Annotated in this window: 15 protein-coding genes and 1 pseudogene; 10 read left to right on the top strand and 6 right to left on the bottom strand. The window is 39.3% G+C overall.

What is annotated here, in order from left to right; translation table 11 throughout:
* Window positions 1-45: 45 nt before the first annotated feature.
* The 4 genes and pseudogenes from AHMF7605_RS15365 to porW all read right to left on the bottom strand — a co-directional run bounded on the left by AHMF7605_RS15365 (window position 46) and on the right by porW (window position 9,640).
* Window positions 46-2,262, bottom strand: coding sequence for an FUSC family protein (locus tag AHMF7605_RS15365; RefSeq protein ID WP_106930772.1), 2,217 nt, complete (start codon window positions 2,260-2,262; stop codon window positions 46-48).
* A gap of 136 nt (window positions 2,263-2,398) precedes the next feature.
* A pseudogene (uvrC, locus tag AHMF7605_RS15360) lies at window positions 2,399-4,206 on the bottom strand (excinuclease ABC subunit UvrC).
* Window positions 4,207-4,357: 151 nt separating this feature from the next.
* The gene (locus tag AHMF7605_RS15355) at window positions 4,358-6,667 is read right to left on the bottom strand and encodes a penicillin-binding protein 1A (RefSeq protein ID WP_106930770.1); all 2,310 of its coding nucleotides are present in this window, start codon (window positions 6,665-6,667) and stop codon (window positions 4,358-4,360) included.
* Window positions 6,668-6,670: 3 nt separating this feature from the next.
* The gene (gene porW, locus AHMF7605_RS15350; protein ID WP_158267517.1) at window positions 6,671-9,640 is read right to left on the bottom strand and encodes a type IX secretion system periplasmic lipoprotein PorW/SprE; all 2,970 of its coding nucleotides are present in this window, start codon (window positions 9,638-9,640) and stop codon (window positions 6,671-6,673) included.
* 311 nt (window positions 9,641-9,951) lie between these two features.
* Here porW and AHMF7605_RS15345 point away from each other — a divergent pair, with 311 nt between their 5' ends.
* The 8 genes from AHMF7605_RS15345 to atpG all read left to right on the top strand — a co-directional run bounded on the left by AHMF7605_RS15345 (window position 9,952) and on the right by atpG (window position 16,027).
* Window positions 9,952-10,185, top strand: a complete 234-nt coding sequence (locus tag AHMF7605_RS15345; protein ID WP_233219137.1) for an AtpZ/AtpI family protein — start codon at window positions 9,952-9,954, stop codon at window positions 10,183-10,185.
* Window positions 10,186-10,338: 153 nt separating this feature from the next.
* Window positions 10,339-10,722, top strand: coding sequence for a hypothetical protein (locus AHMF7605_RS15340; RefSeq protein ID WP_106930766.1), 384 nt, complete (start codon window positions 10,339-10,341; stop codon window positions 10,720-10,722).
* Between the two features lie 42 nt (window positions 10,723-10,764).
* Entirely contained in the window at window positions 10,765-11,820 is a 1,056-nt protein-coding gene (atpB, locus tag AHMF7605_RS15335; RefSeq protein ID WP_106930764.1) for a F0F1 ATP synthase subunit A, read from the top strand.
* 41 nt (window positions 11,821-11,861) lie between these two features.
* Window positions 11,862-12,131: an ATP synthase F0 subunit C gene (gene atpE, locus AHMF7605_RS15330; protein WP_182414102.1), complete on the top strand. Its 270-nt coding sequence runs from the start codon at window positions 11,862-11,864 to the stop codon at window positions 12,129-12,131.
* Between the two features lie 158 nt (window positions 12,132-12,289).
* Window positions 12,290-12,784, top strand: a complete 495-nt coding sequence (locus AHMF7605_RS15325) for a F0F1 ATP synthase subunit B (protein ID WP_106930762.1) — start codon at window positions 12,290-12,292, stop codon at window positions 12,782-12,784.
* 79 nt (window positions 12,785-12,863) lie between these two features.
* A complete protein-coding gene (gene atpH, locus AHMF7605_RS15320) occupies window positions 12,864-13,424 on the top strand; it encodes an ATP synthase F1 subunit delta (RefSeq protein WP_106930760.1) in 561 nt (186 codons plus the stop codon).
* 2 nt (window positions 13,425-13,426) lie between these two features.
* Entirely contained in the window at window positions 13,427-15,007 is a 1,581-nt protein-coding gene (gene atpA / locus AHMF7605_RS15315; RefSeq protein WP_106930758.1) for a F0F1 ATP synthase subunit alpha, read from the top strand.
* Window positions 15,008-15,130: 123 nt separating this feature from the next.
* Complete coding sequence (gene atpG, locus AHMF7605_RS15310) at window positions 15,131-16,027, top strand: ATP synthase F1 subunit gamma (protein ID WP_106930756.1); 897 nt, start codon at window positions 15,131-15,133, stop codon at window positions 16,025-16,027.
* 148 nt (window positions 16,028-16,175) lie between these two features.
* On the opposite strand, the gene crcB is transcribed toward atpG, so the two are convergent.
* Window positions 16,176-16,547, bottom strand: a complete 372-nt coding sequence (gene crcB / locus AHMF7605_RS15305; RefSeq protein WP_106930754.1) for a fluoride efflux transporter CrcB — start codon at window positions 16,545-16,547, stop codon at window positions 16,176-16,178.
* A gap of 372 nt (window positions 16,548-16,919) precedes the next feature.
* Here crcB and AHMF7605_RS15300 point away from each other — a divergent pair, with 372 nt between their 5' ends.
* Window positions 16,920-17,483 (top strand): inorganic diphosphatase, encoded by a 564-nt coding sequence (locus tag AHMF7605_RS15300; protein ID WP_106930752.1) that lies wholly within the window; start codon window positions 16,920-16,922, stop codon window positions 17,481-17,483.
* A 283-nt stretch (window positions 17,484-17,766) separates the two neighbouring features.
* Window positions 17,767-18,633, top strand: a complete 867-nt coding sequence (locus tag AHMF7605_RS15295) for a UbiA prenyltransferase family protein (RefSeq protein ID WP_106930750.1) — start codon at window positions 17,767-17,769, stop codon at window positions 18,631-18,633.
* A 32-nt stretch (window positions 18,634-18,665) separates the two neighbouring features.
* Here AHMF7605_RS15295 and AHMF7605_RS15290 read toward each other — a convergent pair whose 3' ends face one another.
* The gene (locus tag AHMF7605_RS15290; protein ID WP_106930748.1) at window positions 18,666-20,180 is read right to left on the bottom strand and encodes an NAD(P)H-hydrate dehydratase; all 1,515 of its coding nucleotides are present in this window, start codon (window positions 20,178-20,180) and stop codon (window positions 18,666-18,668) included.
* Window positions 20,181-20,252: the final 72 nt, after the last annotated feature.

Genomic DNA, 20,252 nt, shown 5'->3' with positions numbered 1-20,252 from the left:
TCTGATAAAACAAAAAAGGAGGCAATTGCCTCCTTTTTTGTTTTATCAGATATTCTTTAAAGCATTTAAAGCTTGAACAGATTTCCCTAAATCATGAATTGTAAGTGCTATTTTATTTACCTGTTCGTGTATAAGTTCTTCTTTAAGAGTACCAGTATTCATATGCAGTTGATCTCTAGTTTTAGTAGATACTACATGACTAGGCGAAAGTTTCAGAGTGCTTTTCACATCGGGAAATGGTGGTTCTGCTGGAATAGAATTAGTAAAAAGTAGTTCTGTTTTTAAATATTCGGCATAATCGGTTATTAATTGAGAATACTGTTCAAGAATTAGAATAAGTTCCGCGTAAGACTCATTGGTATCCATACTAGGTAAAAGTGCAGCGAAGGAAGTAAGTTCTCGGGTTAAACGTTTATTATGAAAACTAATATTTTGCGCTATCTGGAGCTTCTGTTTTTTGGTGCCGGGCTCTAATTGTAAACGGACAACAGAATCGGCAATGGAGAGGTTAGCAATTTCCGCTTTTCTACGATCGGCAATAATGCGGGCATGAAAGCCGGTTTGAGCCGTAAGTTCGTGTTGCAATTGTAAAAGCAAATCTCGGTTAGCTAAAAAACCTTTTGCTAAAATGCTGCGCACCTGCGAACGTTCCCAATCCGGCCAAAGTAAAAACGCTCCCATTATAGCTAAAATCCCGCCTAAACTGGTAGCGAATAAACGATAAGCGGCATAATGCCAATCAATAGCCCCCGAAACTTCAAACATAGCAACCAACATCATGGTAACAAAAACAACCGATATAGTATAGTTGCGTTGCTGCAGATAAATGAACGCGAAGCAGAAAATAGCAATAAGCAATATGTAATAACTGGTATTAAGTGGCTGAATAAGTAGCAAAGTACTTATCGCAGCACCGATAGTTGTACCCGTTACACGTTGCAAGGCTTTCTGCTGGGTCGTTCCATAGTCCGGTTGTAGAACCACCATAATGGTTAGAGCAATCCAATATCCCCGAGGTATTTCAAAACCATAAAATAATCCTATAGATAAGGAAGTGAGTAACATAAGTCTCAAGGTGTGCCTAAGCGGCACTTTACGAAAATTGAAAAGCCGGTGAATGGAGAGTAGCTTAGATAAAGGTTGGAAACGTACTGGTATTAATTCATCAGGAGAATTTGCCTTCTTTTCTTCTATTCGGTTAAGTAACAGATGAGCATCCTCTAAATAATGAATAGCTGACTGAAATAAAATTAAAATTCGGTGCAAATCTAATCGGATTACTATATCCAGGTCATTTGTATCAAGGTGTTGCTCTAATTGTTGGGTAGTGAGCACTAATTGGCTTATGCAGTTTTTTAGATGTTCAATATCTTTTTTACGACCTATAACTAAGACATTGGCTACTGCTTTTGCTGCTTTGGATGCATTGGTAAAACATATTTGTAAATCAGTTAACCAAGGCCCACTAAGGTTTTGCCGGTATATAGTTTCCAGGTTGGTAAACATAGCCAACATGGTCGCACCAAGACGCGAAGATGCCCTTACAGTTTTAAGTAGATCGCGGCGAATATAAAAAAAGCGACGGTTATTTTTACGAAGAAAGGGTAAAACATTATTGATAGCATTCCGAAGTGCTATTTCTTTCTTCTGAATCTTCTCTTCTAATGCCTTACTGGTACTATTGGCTAACAAGGCAGCTAAATTGCCACTTAACTCCCAAGGTAAAGCTAAATTGGTGTAGTAGGGCAAATCAGGGCGGAACGGCCAGAAAAACAGAATAACCATTGACGCCCAAATACCACCACACCAAGTAGCTACCATCCGGTATAAGCCAGTTTCCAGCTCATGAGGGCCACTTAAAGAAAGTAAAAATACAATAACGGCACACAAACTTAGTGATTGTCCGTGGGTGCCCAGTTCTTTTGCTAGCGAGGATATTCCGGCAATAAGAGCCATAGCTATGACTGCCCACCAAATATTATTACCTACTAAGGTGCCAATGAAGGGAGCTAAACTGATAAAAATAAGGCTGAAAACAAGAATAAATGCTTCCCGGGGATAAGTTGTCTGTATTCTAGCGCTAAGAAGTAACTGGGCAGTTATGGCGGCAAAACTACCGTAAGCAGGAACTTCAAGAGCGTGTGAAACTACCAGCGGAACCAGCAAACCACTGGTAACCAGTAAGGCTCGTAGAACATCTGGGTCAAAATATTCCTGGCGGAGAAAAGAGCGTAATTTAATTATGAATTTTTCGAATACCATGCTCCGTTTTCAATTATAAGCTACGCTGTATTAATAAAACAGTTAAAGCAGAGAATAGTATTTTTTATTTAAATATTTTCGGTAAGAATTACTTGGCTTTGGTATCTTAAACAAATTATATTTTTAATTATAAAAATTAAGCGTTACTTTCCTGATTAAAATAATCGAGTAAAATTTTAGTCTTAGCCTTACCAATTTCTGCTTCTAGTTCCGTTTCGGATAATTCTTTTATTTTTTTCACCGACTTATATTTTAAGAGTAATTTTTGGGCGGTAGTTGGCCCTAAACCTTTAATGTCGGTGATTTCTGTTTTTAAAGTGCCCGCATCCCGACGATCGCGATGAAAAGTTATACCGAAACGGTGGGCTTCGTTGCGAATACGTTGCAGCAAACGTAAAGATTCCGATTTTTTATCAATATAAAGGGGTAAAGTGTCTCCCGGATAAAATATTTCTTCCAGGCGCTTCGCAATACTTATTACAGCAACTTTATTATAAATGCCTAAATCTTTTAAGGCTTTTACCGCCATACCTAACTGACCCTTACCCCCATCAATTACAATTAATTGGGGCAAAGGAGTACCCTCATTAAGCAAACGACGGTAGCGCCGCGTTACAATCTCGTACATAGAGGCAAAATCGTCCGGACCAATTACCGTTTTTATGTGAAAGTGCCGATAATCTCTTTTGCTGGGCTTGGCATTCCGGAAACAAACCATAGAAGCCACCGGGGTTGTACCCTGAATATTGGAATTATCAAAACATTCAATGTGTTTAGGCAGCTCGGTAAGGCGCAAATCTTTTTAAGGGTTTCCATAATCCGCACCTCATTCGTATCCTTAGACTTTTCTGTCATACTTTCCTTTTCCTTGCGCAGGTAAAGCACATTTTTAAGCGATAGATTTAATAATTTGCGCTTATCACCGATTTGTGGAACCGTAATAGTTACGTTATCTAAGGGCAATTCCAGTTCAACGTTGGTGAGTATTTCTTTCGATTCGCTTTCAAAATCGTGGCGCAACTGTATGATAATGGTAGCCAAGATTTCCGCATCTGTTTCGTCGAGCTTTTTGGTTATTTCCAGCGATTGTGTTTGAATAATGGCTCCGTTCATTACTTTTAAGTAATTAATAAAGGCGCATTTTTCGTTCGAAGAAATAGTAAAGACATCAATATTAGTAAGCGTATTACTTACCACCGTCGATTTAGCCTGAAAGTCTTCTAGTACATCTAATTTCTGCTTATAGCTATGAGCCAGTTCGTACTGCGTTTCCTGGGCGGCCGCAAGCATTTTATCTTTAAAATAAGTTTTAGCAATGCCTAAATTGCCCGATAAAATACTGCGGATTTGTAAAATATGCTGGTTATATGATTCTTCGTCGTAGAGATTTTCGCAAGGACCTTTGCAATTACCAATGTGGTATTCCAGGCAAACTTTAAACTTACCCCGTTCTATGTTTTCCGGCGATAAATTATAGGTACAGGTACGTAGCGGATATAAGGCCCGAATCATTTCTAGTACCACGTTCATATTGGTTACGCTGGCATAAGGGCCATAATATTTAGAACCATCATTGATTTTATTACGCGTACTAATTACCCGAGGAAAACGCTCATTAGTAATGCAGATAAACGGATACGTTTTACCATCCTTAAGTAAAATATTATACTTAGGCTGATATTGTTTAATTAAATTGTTTTCGAGCAGAAAGGCATCTCCTTCCGTATCTACAATAGTAAATTGAATATTACGGATGTGGGAAACTAATTTTTGGGTTTTCTTATTGTGCTGAGTAGATTTATTAAAGTAGCTGCTTACCCGTTTCCGGATATCCACGGCTTTCCCAACGTAAATAATTTCTTCTTTCTCATCGAAAAATTTGTAAATACCTGGCCGGTTAGGCAAGTGCTTTATCTTCTCTCGTATTAATTCGTCCGCAGGCATACTTCTTTAGATTATAAACACTTGAGGCTGAATTTTAATTTACGTGTTTGCCTTTTATAATAAAAGCAAAGCCAAAAAAGCAGCACTCTTCAAACCAAATTTATCAGGCTTGATAAAGAAAATATAATAGCAAGTATCTAAAATCGAGCGTTTAGATTCCTTCATCCAGCTTTATGTCCGGATTAAGCATTTGCTCCTGGTTAACAGAATCGCTGGCAATACCGGCATTATTGTATTTGGCACAATCAATTTCTACTGAAAGAGGCGCAGTAGGTTTCGGAAAAGGGCCAGTATTAATAGGCACACTCTTATCGGCAAGTACTTTTTGCATAAACAAACCATAGGCGGGCAAGGCCAGTTTATTACCTTGTCCGTAAGCCGCACTCCGGAAGTGAATACTACGGTTTTCGCCGCCTACCCAAACGCCACAAACTAAATCAGGAGTGATGGCCATGAACCAGGCATCAGAAAAATTACTGGTGGTACCAGTTTTAGCCCCGATTTCATTTTTAAGTTTATGCCGGAAGCGTAAACCGTAGTAAGAGGTACCGCCTTTTATTTCGGTTCCGCCCTTAAGTAAATGCACCATTAAATAGGCAGTTTCTTCGCTAATAACATCCCGGGATTTCGTTACAAAATTCAAGAGTAAATTACCGTTCTTATCTTCAATGCGAGTTAAATAAACCGGTTCGGTCCATTTTCCATTATTAACAAAGGTGCCGTACGCGCCGCACATTTCGTACAAGGATACGTCGCTCGTACCGAAACCTACTGCGGGCACCGGATCAATTTCCGAAGAGAATCCGAGACGCTTCGCATAATCTACTATTTTTTGAGGAGTAAGCTTTTGTACTAAATGAGCGGTAACGGTATTCTTGGAAAAAGCTAAAGCTTCGCGCAAGTTAAAAGAACGGCCAGAAAAAACTTTATCGTCATTATCCGGAGTATAGGGTGGTTGTCCGTCTGAGCTGGCAAATGTTACCGGAACATCCATTACTTCGTAGCAAGGCGAGTAGCCATTATCAATAGCAGCTAAGTAAACCACTGGTTTAAACGTAGAACCAGGTTGACGGCGGCCTTGCTTCACGTGATCGTACTTAAAGTATTTATAATTATTACCGCCTACCCACGCTTTAATGTGTCCGTTAAGCGGGTTCATGGCCATAAAACCCGTATTTAGAAAGCGTTTATAGTAAGCCAATGAATCCAAAGGACTCATCTTTACTTCTTTTTCCCCGGGAGCTTCCCAGGTAAATACTTTCATGGGTATTTTTTTGTGCAGATAGTAATTAATCGAATCTTGGTTGCCTTCAAAACGACTATCAAGGCTCTTGTAGCGGTCGGTTAATTTAATTTGAGTTTCCAGGAATCCTTTAATGGTAGTTCCATCCTTGTTCGTCCAAGGTTGGCGGCCTTTCCAGTAACTGGTAAATAATTTTTGCTGTTTACTCATGTGTTCCTGCACGGCTTGTTCGGCGTAACGCTGCATACGCGAATCAATGGTAGTATAGATTTTCAGACCATCCTCATACAGGTTATATCCATTCTCTTTGCACCAGCGCAGCAAAAACTTGCCTAATTCCGTCCGAAAATACGGAGCCATTCCGGTATTCTGGTTTTCGACGTGGTAATTAAGCGCAATTTGAGTATTTTTTGCCTGCTCCGCTTCTTCCGGCTGAATAAAGCCGTATTTCTGCATTTGGTCAATAACTGTATTGCGACGTGCCAATGAGCGTTGCGGATTTTTTACCGGGCTGAAATAAGAAGGACCTTTCAGTAAACCCACTAATACCGCCGATTCTTCGAGCTTTAAATCCTTAGGAGCTTTGTTAAAAAAAGTTTTAGCCGCCGATTTTATCCCAAATGCCCCTGAGCCAAAGTCAACGGTATTTAAATACATGAGTAGTACTTCTCTTTTTGAATAAGAACGCTCCAGCCGGATAGCCATAATCCATTCTTTGGTTTTAATAATGAGCATCCGCAGACCCGGCACAGAACTTAATAATCCTTTATTTAAATCGGTGCGGGTACGAAATAAGTTGCGGGCTAACTGCTGCGTAAGGGTACTGGAACCCCGGTCTTGTTTACCGGTAAGTTTATAATAGATTACCGCAAAAGAACCCTTAAAATCAATGCCGGAATGTTCTTCAAAACGGATGTCTTCGGTCGCAATCAGCGCGTCTATTAAATTCTGCGATAAATCGCGTCTATCATATACCGGGGAGCGGTTCTCCAGAAAATACTTGCCCATTAGTACGTTGTCTTCGGAGTAAACTTCCGAGGCTAAAATACTTCTAGGGTTTTCTAAGGCGCGAAAGTCCGGTAACTCGCCGAACAAGTTTAAAAAATTAATACTAACAGCGTAAACGTATAATATCAGTGCCAGTAAACCGGCCACAAATACTAACCAGATTGCCGAAATAATTTTGGGATAATAGTTACTCGATTTAGGCGAAGCCATGTATTAAAAATAATTGTTTTTGTAGAAAGTAAGATAATCTTCCAGTTTCCCTTCTTTTAACAGAATTGGTAAATTTTCGGAAGAAATAGCAAAGGTAGTAAATTCTATTCCTCTGATCTTACTTAACGGTGATTGGGGAGCTTTTTGTTTAGTGGCGTAATTAACCGCCTTTTTACCAGTACCAAATTCTTTAATTACTAAAATGTTAGTAGCGCCGCTGAAAGTAGCGGAATCAATACTTAGTTTATCAATCTGATTATACTTAGCGTTGTAATTAATCATTTTAGTGTAAACATTCTTAAATGCCGGGTGGGTTTTAGGATACGCAATAACCACTACGTGCGGTAAAGCTAAATTAGTAGCATAAACAGGCGCGGCGGCAACTGGAGCAGCAGTGGTTGTGGGCGAGCTAACCGTACCTGCAGGAGAAGTTTCTGGCTTTGGCGTATTTGACGCAGGTTCTACGGAAGATTCTTGTTGCTGGTCTGCTTGGGTTGTATCCTGATCAGCAACAGGTTCCTGCGCAACCGCAACCGGATCAGTAGCAGTTGAGTCGTTAGTTATTTCTGGATCGGAAGGTTCCGATGTTACCTCGGGAACCACTTCTTTTCGCGGCCGCCTTCTGCGGTTAGGTTGCACTTCTGCTTCCGTCGAAACGGGGGGCTCTTCCGTTTGCTCCGCCACTGCTTGTGCTTCAGGAGCAAAGGGCTCAATTGTTTTTTTAGGGTGAGTTTTGTTAAATTCTGCTTCCGATAATTGTCCGCTTTCATAAGCTTCAAACGAAGTTAATATTTCCTCGGCTTTAGGTAGCAGCGTACTGGAGGGATACTGTTCCATGAATTGCCGTACCGCTGTTTTAAAAACCGCCGGCTTTTGGGTGCGGCCTGTAATTAGAACTTGTAAAAAAGCAGCTCGATCGGATAATTCACTATCCGGATATTGTTTTTGTACCTGGTTTATTAAAGTAATAGCTACGGGATACTGTTCGCGATGGTAATTAACAAATGCAGAATCATATAATTGCCGCGCTTTTTGGTTGTTGGCCGAAACTTGTTGTAAATAATCCGGCTGGTCGATAAGCTTGGCGTATTTGCTGCCCGGAAATTCCCGTTTTACTAAATCAGCGTACGTTTTAGCCCGCTCATTCTTTTGTTCATGGTTAATCAAATACAAACTATAATATACTTCCGACTTATGTTTAGTAGCAGGGAAACGTTGTAAAAGCTTTTCGTACGTTTCAGCGGCTCGGGTTGGCTCATTTAGTTGTTGCTGATAAATACCCGCTAAGCTAAACATGGCTTCTTCCACTTGATTGTTAGAAGCTTTCATTCGCTCTGCTCCAATTGGAATATTTTGTAATAAATCCTGCCGGGCAGCTTTCGGGTTAATAGCAGTTGCTGAGTCGGGGCTAACTCCGGTTGAATCTATGCCAATAAGATTATTAGGATTTTGAGCAACGGCGGAGGCTTCCTTATCTGAAACCCGCCAATTATCCTGCAATTGGCGGTTGCCCCAACGTTGCGTAAATTCAGCCCGTGCCCTGGCTACAGAAGTGGGATTATCAAAATACCAGGTTCCGCCAGAATTAGTATTAAAGCCTCCCGGTCTGTTGGTTTGCCCATTTTGACCAGGAATTAAGTTGAATGGGCTTCGGGGTTGGCCACCATTATTTTGCTGGCGTTGTTGGTCTTGCTGCGCTTGCTGGGCTTTTTTAGCAGCCATTTCCAAAATAGCATTGATTCGCTTATTTAAACTAGCGGAATCGAGCCGGGCTAAAGCTTGGAGGCTATCCTGCGTTTGAATAGTAGTAAAATGAGTAGAAAATTCTTTTAGTATATCACGCCGCTCGGAGGCAGCTAAGTATTCAACGCTATTAGGTGGCATAACCTGTACCGCGCTGTCGTAATAAGCCGCCGCCAAAGAAAATTTTTGTAGGTTTTCGTAGTAAATTTTACCTGCCAGTAAATAAGAATAGGCTTTTTGGATTTCGTTACCAGAAGCTTTCGTAGATTTCTTTAAATTATCCAGTGCCGGTTCGTATTGCTTTTGTTTAAGCGCGAACTGCGCCATTTCGTAGTAGATTTTATCTCTGAAATCAACATTCTTAGAATCCTTGAGTAATTTGGTATAATATTTTTCAATGCGTGCTTTATCGTTCGGATCTGATAATTCGGTTACCTGACCCAAATTTAATTTGCTATGGAAACCCAGTTCATAAGGTGGATTCTTTTTTAAAATTTTTGAGTATACTTCGTAGGCCTGCTTATTATTATTGGTTTTCTGATATAGCTGCGCCAGAATAAAACGTGCCCGAGCTTGGTAATCTTTGTTCCTCATTATAGGGATAGCCAGTTTCAGGTTGGTAATGGCTAAACTGGTATCTTTTTGTAATAGGTAATAATCGGCGCGGTTCAAAAACAAATGAACCGCATTGTTTTTATTTAGTCTAACTTTTTTAAGTAAATCAGATACGGCATCGGCACTTTCAAAATCCCGCTGTGCTATAAAACAACGCATCAACCATACTTGCGATCGAAAACGAACTTGGTCTTTTTTGGTACCAGTATTAACAAACCGGAAGGTTCTAATGGCTTCGTCATAGTCGCCCATGTAATACCGCGCTTTACCAACCAAAATATAGCTATCGCCGGTCCAACGGCTTTTAGGGTGCTTTTTAATGGCAAACGAAGCCTTTTTAATAACCTCTTCCATTTCTGGCCGAAATGGAGAAGTAATACTTGTATCCGTACTAGGGAAAAAGGTTAAAATTTGATTATAATCATCGATGGTAGCGGTGGTAAGTTTAGCTTCCGCGGCGGTTAAACGTTCGCTACCTAAATAATAAGCATTGTATTGAGCAGTAGTATTATGATAAACTTGGCCCAGCAACCCGGACTTTTCGCTGCTGGCACATTGCCAAAAAGAAAAGGCAAGGACAAATAAAAAAAGAATATTTAGCTGTTTTTTCTTCAAGGCGCAAAGAGTATGAATAACAAAGGTAAATAAGGAACTGATTTTAGGTGTTTTTTTTATAACGATTTTTCTGACTATCCAAACATAATTCATCCCGTAAAAAGTATTTAGCCATTTTAACGGCAATTTATGGATTGTTTCGAACGCCCATGGTTAAACGTTAAAATTAAACAATTTTAACGTTTAATACAGGCTACCGCATTATTAGAGAAACTACTTTAGAAAATTGTCAAAATAAACCACTAAACCGGTTAGGTAGTTTCCGGAAATTAATAAAATTAAGTTGTACTTTTGAGGAAGTCCTTTGTTCTATGATGCCAGACGATTTTCGAAAAACTTCCGATCCAGAGAAAGGAAAATTGCAATCGTACCTCAAATACTCTGGCCTAGCTTTCCAGATGCTCTTGGTATTAGGAATAGCTGCCTACGCCGGAATGCGGCTAGACGCTTATGTAAGCAATAAAAATCCATGGTTTACTATTGTTTTTATGCTTTTAGGAGTAATTGGCTCTATTTATAAAATTATTGTTTCGGTAATGAAGTAAGCTTTTATTTGCTATAGGCAGAATATTCATAAAGTTATCCGGACAAGAAATTAAAAAGTGTTTGTATTTAATAATTTCAGGTTGCAGTACCCAGATTTAACTTTTAATCTTTAAAGCTCGGTTTTGCAATCATAAAAATATGTAATCAGTATTATGCCTTTTTTTAAAAGTTTGATTTTAATTACCGGAGTTATCGGTTTGATTTTAGGCGTTCTGGTTTACCTACAAGGATACAATTGGGTTCATCCGTATATCTGGTACATCATGCTTTTCTTCCTGATAGTTACAGGATTTACTTATTATATAGTAAATGCAGGTAGTAAAAATGATCCGGGCAATTTTCAAATGTACTATCTCGGGTCTACTTTATTCCGGGTGCTAATGTGTATGGGAGTTATCTTTGTATATGTATACTTTGCTACCGAGCGGGAATTACAATTTACCTTAAATTTCTTTTTACTTTATTTTATTTATACTGGGTTTGAAATTTATCACATTCTGACTAACTTGCGCCGAAATTCAAAAACGCAGCTATAATCCATAATCAATTTTAATGGGTTCTTACATAAAGCACTCTTGATGAATAAGTTACTTATTTTACTCTTTTCCTTCTTTACTTTTGCTGCTACTGCGGCTGAACCCGCGCACGAAGAAACTAATTTTGACCCGGGTAGTATGATTACCCATCACATTACCGATGATTACTCCTGGCATTTCGCGGATAACTTTGTGGTGCATTTGCCGGTGATTGTGTACGGTAAAAATGGTTTAGAGGTATTTTCATCCAGCAATTTTTATAACGAGCATCATCAGATAGTACCCTACAAGGGCTATGTGATGGAGCATGGCCATATTTATTACGCAAACGAAGAAGGTGAACCTTTAACGCAAGCCACTGCCGATGGAAAAGAAAAGCACGTTGGACCTTTGGATTTCTCCATCACCAAAAATGTGGCTTCTTTATTTTTGAGTGTTGCCTTGCTGTTAGGAATTTTCTTTACCGTAGCAGGTCGTTATAAATCTAACCGGGGTAAAGCGCCTCGTGGTATCCAGTCTTTTTTTGAACCAATTATAATATTTATCCGCGACGACATTGCTAAACCTAATATTGGTCCTAAATACGAGCGGTACTTGCCTTATTTGCTTACCATTTTCTTTTTTATCTGGTTTAATAACTTGTTAGGCTTAATGCCAGGCGGAGCTAACTTAACTGGTAATATAGCTGTTACTTTAGTTCTGGCTGTATTTACGTTAGTTATTACCTTATTTAGTTCTAATAAAGCTTATTGGGCGCACATTTTTAAAACCCCTGGGGTGCCGGTTGCTTTATTGCCGATTATGATTCCGATTGAACTGGTAGGTATTTTAACAAAGCCTTTCTCTTTAATGGTCCGGTTATTTGCTAATATCACCGCGGGGCACATTATTATTTTAAGCTTGTTTTCTCTCATATTCATATTTAAAAGCTTTGCTATTGGCCCCATAAGCGTAGCATTTGCCATATTCATGAACTTTCTGGAGTTATTCGTAGCCTTGTTACAAGCCTATGTATTTACCTTGCTAACGTCTATGTATTTTGGTGGAGCTGTGGAAGAGCACGACCACGCCGATGACATGGGACACGGCGCACATTAATAAGAATTTTTTTACTTTTTTTCACTATATAATTTATCTCTATGTTGTTAGCATTATTGCTTCAAGTTGTACAAGGCCTTTCCGAAGGTACGGGTTTAGCAATTATGGGTGCCGGTATTGGTGCTGGTTTAGTTGCTTTAGGTGCCGGTTTAGGTATTGGTAGAATTGGTGGCTCCGCCATGGAATCTATCGCGCGTCAGCCAGAAGCTACTGCTCGTATTCAAACAGCGATGATTATCGCCGCCGCTCTTATTGAAGGGGTGGCTCTGTTTGGTGTGGTAGTTTGTCTGCTTATTTCATTCAAAGGTTAAAACCTTTTATTTCCGGCTGTCCGGCTCTTAGGGCATGCCTTTTAGCGCGGGCAGCTGGAAATTGAATGATTAGTGCAACAAGGACTTAAATTATATGCCATAAAGTGAAATTGTAGTTTTTTGGTTTAAACCACTATTTTAAAATTTTTTATTACCACATGGAATTAGTAACCCCTGGTATCGGACTTATTTTTTGGCAGACCATTACTTTTATTCTTGTTCTGTTTTTGCTTTCTAAATTTGCCTGGCGGCCAATCATGGCCTCTTTGCGCGAACGGGAACAATCAATTGAATCAGCTCTTAGCATGGCCGAAAGAGCCAAGTTAGAAATGCAGGCATTAAAGGCAGACAACGAAAAATTATTGCAGGAAGCCCGTATCGAACGTGATCGCATTTTAAAAGAAGCAGCCGATAATGGCCGGGCGATAGTGGAAGATGCCAAAAATCGGGCGGCGGCTGAAAGTAATCGCATTTTTACGCAAGCTAAAGAAGAAATCGAAAACGAGAAAAAATCTGCTTTAGCAGAGGTGAAAAATGTAGCAGCTAGTGTTTCTATTGAAATTGCCGAGCGTATCTTAAAACACGAACTACGCGATGCGGGCACCCAGCAGGCTTTAGTACAAGATTATTTAAAAGATATAAAACTAAATTAGTTGGCAGTTACCAATTGTTAGTTGCTAGACCTAGTTTAACTACACCCAGCAGCTAATAACTTACCATTATAAATTAATTATGTCCGACTATAGAATTGCTTCGCGTTATGCTAAATCATTAATTGAGTTAGCACAAGAAAAAGGTGTATTAGAAGATATTTACCAGGATATGCTACTTTTTTCGAAAACAGTAGCCTCTAGCCGTGATTTAGGTTTAATGCTTCGGAACCCTATTGTGAAGCATGATAAAAAATTAGCGGTATTAAAAGCAATATTTAAAGGTAAAGTAAGTGATTTAACTTTATCGTTTTTTACCATTATTACTGAAAAAAACCGGGAAGCTGTACTTAGTAGTATGGCCACGGAATTTTTAGCCCAGTATAATTTGTTAAAAAAAGTACAAAAAGCGCAAATTACTACGGCTACTCCACTTACTCCAGTTTTGCAGGAGGAGTTTAAGCGAATAGTAATTAATCGTACCGGTATGAATTCAGTTGTACTGGATGAAATAGTAGACCCAGCTATAATTGGCGGATATATTTTACGTATTGGCGATATACAGATGGATGATTCTATTCGTGCCAGCTTGTTGCGCTTAAAAAATCAATTAAAAGATAATTCTTACACTAGTAAATTATAATTATGGCAGAAGTTAGACCTGATGAGGTATCAGCGATATTAAGAGAACAGTTATCCAATTTCCGCACCGAAGCCGAATTAGAGGAAGTAGGAACAGTATTGCAGGTAGGGGACGGGGTTGCTCGTATTTACGGCTTATCTAAAGCCCAGTCCGGTGAGTTATTGGAATTTGCCAATGGTCTGCAAGCTCTCGTTTTAAATTTAGAAGAAGATAATGTAGGAGCCGTAATGCTCGGCGACTATAGCGAAATAAAAGAAGGTGCGACAGTAAAACGCACTAATAAAATTGCCAGTATTCAGGTAGGCGATGCTATGGTGGGTCGCGTAGTGAATACTTTAGGTCAGCCGATAGATGGTAAAGGCCCTATTGCTGGTCCTTTGTACGACATGCCGCTGGAAAGAAAAGCTCCTGGGGTAATTTATCGTCAGCCGGTAAATGAGCCGATGCAAACCGGTATTAAAGCGATTGATTCCATGATTCCGATCGGACGTGGACAGCGCGAGTTAATCATTGGTGACCGTCAAACAGGTAAATCTGCCGTAGCTATTGATACTATTATCAATCAAAAAGAATTCTATCAGCGTGGCGAGCCGGTTTATTGTATTTACGTGGCAGTAGGTCAGAAAGCATCTACGGTAGCGCAGGTAGTAAATGCTCTTACGCAAGGTGGTGCAATGGATTACACTATTGTGGTATCTGCTTCGGCATCCGATCCGGCACCAATGCAGTTTTTCGCTCCTTTTACCGGAGCAGCTATTGGTGAATTCTTCCGCGATACGGGTCGTCCAGCTTTGGTTGTTTATGACGATTTGTCGAAGCAAGCAGTGGCTTACCGGGAAGTTTCTTTATTGTTACGTCGTCCTCCAGGACGGGAAGCTTACCCAGGTGATGTGTTCTATTTGCACTCTCGTTTGTTAGAGCGGGCCGCAAAAATTAACGCATCCGACGAGATTGCCCGTAATATGAATGACTTGCCAGATTCTATTAAGCATTTGGTAAAAGGAGGGGGATCATTAACCGCTTTACCATTAATTGAAACCCAAGCAGGTGACGTTTCGGCTTACATCCCAACCAACGTAATTTCAATTACAGATGGTCAAATATTCTTGGAAACTAACTTATTTAACTCTGGTATTCGTCCGGCCATTAACGTAGGTATTTCGGTATCACGGGTAGGAGGTAACGCTCAGATCAAGTCAATGAAGAAAGTGGCCGGTACTCTAAAACTGGATCAAGCTCAGTTCCGGGAATTGGAGGCATTTGCTAAATTTGGTTCAGATTTGGATGCTTCTACTAAGTTAACGATTGAACGTGGTCGTCGGAACCTGGAAGTATTAAAGCAGCCACAGTTCTCCCCAGTGCCAGTAGCGCAACAAGTAGCCATTATTTATTGCTGCACCAACGGTTTAATTGACGATGTTCCGGTAAATGAAGTAAGAAACTTTGAACAAGAATTCTTGCGCAGTATGGAATTGAATCACAAAGATGCCTTGGATTTATTGCGTGTAGGTAAGTTAGAGGATACTGCTATCAGTGCTATTAAACAAGTAGCGAAAGAAGTATCATCCAGATATAGAAAGTAATAAGGTAAAAAAGTGTTTACTAGTTATATGCTGGTAAACACTTTTTCTAATAAAAGTAAGATAGAGGCAAATCAAGAATTTTTCACATTTGTGTTTTTATCTTTTCAAAATTATACAAACTAAATGGCCAGTTTAAAAGAAGTACGTAGCCGAATAACTTCCGTAACCTCGACCCAACAAATTACCAAAGCCATGAAAATGGTGGCGGCGGCTAAGTTGCGCCGGGCTCAGGACAATATTATCCGGATGCGGCCTTATGCCCAGCGATTAAGCAGCATCTTAACTAATTTATCCCGGTTAACCAATGATTCAACGGCGAATGTGTATGCAGAACAACGGGAAATTAATCGTGTATTAGTTGTTGTAGTTACTTCTGACCGGGGATTAGCCGGCGCCTTTAACAGTAATGTTCTTAAAGCAGTAAATAATTTAATAGAGGAGCGTTATAGCCGGCAAATGGCCGCAGGCCGAGTAGAATTTTTAGCTATTGGTAAGCGTGGTCATGATTATTTAACGAAGCGAGGCTCTAAGCTAATTGGTAATTATACGCATGTTTTTACTCAGCTATCATTTGATACAGTGCGGGTAGCAGCAGAATATGCCATGAATGCTTTCCAGGCGGGTGAGTACGACCAGGTGGATATAGTGTATAATGAATTTAAAAACGTAGCCACTCAGATAATCCGGGTAGAGCAATTTTTACCTATTCAGGAGCAAGCCTCGGCTACATCAACTTCTGCCGTTACAACAAATACTGATTATATTTTTGAGCCATCCAAAGAGCAGATTATTGAGGAGTTAATTCCAAAATCACTTAAAATTCAGTTTTATAAAGCAATATTGGAGTCAAACGCTTCAGAACACGGTGCCCGTATGACGGCCATGGATAAGGCAACGGATAATGCCGGTGAATTATTAAAGCAGTTAAAGTTAACGTATAACCGTTCTCGTCAAGCGGCTATTACAACGGAAATTCTGGAGATTGTAGGTGGTGCAGAAGCATTAGCCGCAAGCAGGTGATATAGAGAACTATTTCTTATAATGAAAAAGGCTTCAGCATATTGGAGCCTTTTTCATTTATAAAGGTTAGACCCTTGAACTTAATAAGAATTCAACTTAATAGGTCAATTTAAATAGCTGAAAAGTTCTTTATATAATCTTTATTTTATTATTCAGTAAGAAGATAGCCCAAATAAGTTGCTCCAATACAAATAACTAAACTTAGGATAATATTGAGTACAGCCATTTGGCTTTGACCTATCCGAAATAAAATCAGGGTTTCGTTACTGAAAGTAGAAAAGGTACTAAACCCACCGCAAAAACCTACTGCAACTAATAGTTTAAGATCAGAGTTCTGAAATGATTTAAAAGTTAAACCTAAAAACAAACCTAAAATTAAGCTGGCTAAACTATTAATTACCAAAGTAGCTAACGGAAATAAAGTAGGGTAGATAGTAGTGATAAGTTTACTTAAACTATAACGAACCAGACTACCAGAGCCACCTCCAATAAATACTAATATAATTTCTTTTAAATTCATGCGAAAAGAGCAAAACTTACATTTTAGATAAAGTTGTTAAACCAACTTTTGTAATGCTTTTTTATGGTTTAAAGTTATAAAAGTAAGTTATTTTGGTTTATTATCTCCGGCCTTACAACAATTTAGAACAGGGTAATAAAAAGGAATTATCTTTAGCCGAATAAATTCCTGCGTTTTATCTGACCCATATTCATTCATCAACTGTCAATTTCGAATAGAGCGCTCATATTAAGTAACCATTGTTACTGATTTTACGCTATTAAAAAATTGAACGATACTGAAGTTGTATGTTGAAATAGTAAACCAATCCGCGATAAGTCGTACTTTTACGAAATTTTGTACGAAAATTTACTATTTAAAAGAAGATTATAAATGACAAGAAAAAATAACCCCTGGCATAGTGTAAAGTATGGCGAAAACGCGCCAGCAGTAGTTACCGGAATTATCGAGATTCCGAAAGGCTCGAAAGCTAAATACGAACTCGATAAAGAAAGCGGTCTGTTGAAACTGGACCGTGTATTGTTTTCCTCGGTTCATTACCCGGCAAACTATGGTTTTATTCCGCAAACTTATTGCGACGATAGTGACCCTCTGGATATCCTGGTAATTTGTTCCATTGATGTACACCCGATGTGCATTATTGAAGCAAAAGTAATTGGGGTAATGCAAATGATTGATAACAACGAAGAAGATGATAAAGTCATTGCGGTAGCTAAAAATGATATGTCGGTAAACCACATAAATGATATTTCGGAATTACCACCTCATACCCTGCTAGAAATTCGTCGCTTTTTTGAAGATTACAAAAAACTGGAAAACAAAGAAGTTGTGGTAGAGCAATTTTTAGGAAGAGAGCAAGCCTACGAAATTATTAATAAAAGCATTGAATTATACAATACAACCTTCCGGAATAAACCGGAGCTTACCGAAAGATAATTTGTGAAGGGATAGTTATAAAAGCTATAAGCTTAAAAGTTAGATTAGAGTTTATACTTGATGTGCTTATATTTTTTACCAAAATTAGAAATACACAGTATTTTACGTAAAACCGGTTGTTCTTCAGAATAACCGGTTTTTATTTTTGCACCTTTAAAAACAAATAAGTTTGCTTAGCGCATCATCCATTATTTCAGTAATACTTACGTGCAGAAAACGAGTCAATCTTAAAATCGTCAATTCCCCTTATTTTTAGCTAATTTTTACTTTTATAAAACTGCGAATGCAATCTTTTTTCCGGGACGTAGGGCGTTGTATTTTGTTCAGTAATACTTTCATTGCGGCATGCGCTTTCGGATTAGTGTGGCAAACGTACTTGTTGTTACAACTTCCGGTAAGGTTATGGTTAGCGGAATTGGCATTTTTAGCTACTTTTTTTATTTATAATTTAGATGGCTTGCTACCATATAAATTTAACCAGAACGTACTCATTTCTGAGCGAAAGAATTGGTTGACCCGAAACCGGCCAATTCTATTATTTTGTATGAGCATTGCTGGTTTAAGCTCCTTGTACTTATTTGCCCGGCACGGACAAACGCATCACATTTGGTTTATAGCCCACTTAGTAGCTATTTCAATTTTATACTCTTCCAGAATTATTCCGCAGAAAAACGGAATGTACATGCCGCTACGAAATGTGCCTTTAGTAAAAGTGTTTCTAGTGGCTTATGTCTGGAGTTGCGTAACAGTTATATTACCTTTACTAGCTGGGAACATATCGATTTTATCTACAGAAAATGTTTTACTGTTGCTGCGGCGTTTTTTCTTTTTGTTTGCTCTTACCTTGTTATTCGATATTCGCGATTTTGAAAAAGACCGGCTTGCCCGTACGCTTACCTTTCCGGGTTTAGTTGGAGTGCGGTTCACCAAAATTCTTTCTTTAGTTCTCTTATTAATTTTTGCGGAACTTACCTGGTTTACAGAAAGCGGACTCATGCTATTCAACTTAGAATTATCAGCAGCGATAGCAGCAATGGTGGTATGGTTCAGCCACGAGAAACGCAACGATTATTATTTCCTGATTTTGGCGGATGGTATGATGTTGCTGCAGTTTTTACTCGTTTATCTGGCCGCAACTATCGCCATCTAATGGCTAGGTTCAGGAAGAATAAATACGGAATGTCAATCTAAGTAAGAGCCTTTTAAAAACGATTTGCCCAAGTATTGGATAATATCTGATGCTAATAAAGCTTGTTCGCCATTTTCAATCTTAGCTAAATCACCGGCTAAGCCGTGGAGGTAAACTCCTAAAATACAAGCATCCAAAGCAGAATATTGTTGCGCCACTAAAGCGGTAATAATGCCGGTTAATACATCGCCGGTGCCACCAGTAGCCATCCCCGGATTACCAGTGCTATTAAAATAACAGGTGCCCGCCGGAGTACCAATGCAAGTATGTGCTCCTTTTAAAACTACATAACACGTATGTTTCTGACAAAATTCTTTCAATAATTCTAAGCGGTGATAATCGTTTTCGGCTGAACCGGCTAAGCGTTCAAATTCTTTAGGATGCGGGGTTAAAATGCTATCGGGAAGTAAAGCGTTTTTCAAACTCTCATCTTCAGCCATTATATTTAAGGCATCAGCATCTATTACGAGTGGCACACGGGCAGTAGCTAATAATTGTTTTACCATTTGGCGAGTGGCTGGGTTTTTACCTAAGCCCGGTCCAATGCCAATAGCAGTATAAGTACTTAAATCTGGTAATTGGGAAATAAAATTATTTTCTGTATCGGTTAAGGTCATGGCTTCTGGTACTGCCGTTTGTAAAATAGTATAGCCAACTGCTGGGCAATGCACGGTAAGTAAGCCTACGCCGCTCCGCAAACAAGCTCGCGCCGATAATACGGTAGCCCCCATTTTACCGTAACTCCCACTAATAAGCAAAGCGTGACCAAACGTGCCTTTATGCGCATACTTCGGACGAGGTTTTAAAATAGCAACTGGCACATCCGGAGAAATAAAAAAATAAGATGACTCTGTTTCTGCAATAAAGTTGGCGTTTAAGCCAATTGGTGCTATGGCCCATTCACCTACATAAGGCGCATTAGCAGGTAAAAGAAAAGCCAGTTTCGGTAACTCAAATGACAAAGTATAATCAGCTTGTATAATTCTGTCTGTCGCTGCATTAGGAGCATCGGTAAATAATCCGGAAGGTATATCTACCGCTATTACAGTGGCGGAACTCTTATTTATTTGCTCAATAAGCTCGGCAATGAAACCGGTAAGCGGGCGGTTGAGACCTGTACCAAAAAGTGCATCCACTACAATAGCATTATCTAGAGAATTTGGTAGATCAGCTAGCTGATGCAAATACATTTTTTTAATTTCTTCGGATAAACGTTCCAGATTAGCGGTAAAATCAGGGGCATACGAGTTAGTAGTGGGTAAAATATAAACCCGCACTAAATAATTATGTTGGTACAAAAGCCGCGCAATGGCTAAGCCATCCCCACCATTATTACCAGGTCCACAAAAAATTAAAATTGGCTGAGCCGGACTGGCTGAAAATTTATTTTCGAACCAGCCGACAAATGCGCGTGCTGCCCGCTCCATTAAAGTAAGGGAAGGAATATTTTCCTGCTTCACCGTAAAAGCATCGGCCGCACGCGTCTGAGCGGCTGTTAGAATTTTCATGTGGAGTTAGTAAAATGTAATTAGTTATTGGCTTTAGTACTGGTATTTTAAGGGTAAGTTGTAATTGAAATA

It is taken from the genome of Adhaeribacter arboris (genome assembly GCF_003023845.1).
GTDB classification, from domain to species: Bacteria; Bacteroidota; Bacteroidia; order Cytophagales; family Hymenobacteraceae; genus Adhaeribacter; species Adhaeribacter arboris.
This window is presented reverse-complemented; position numbering and strand designations above follow the sequence as displayed.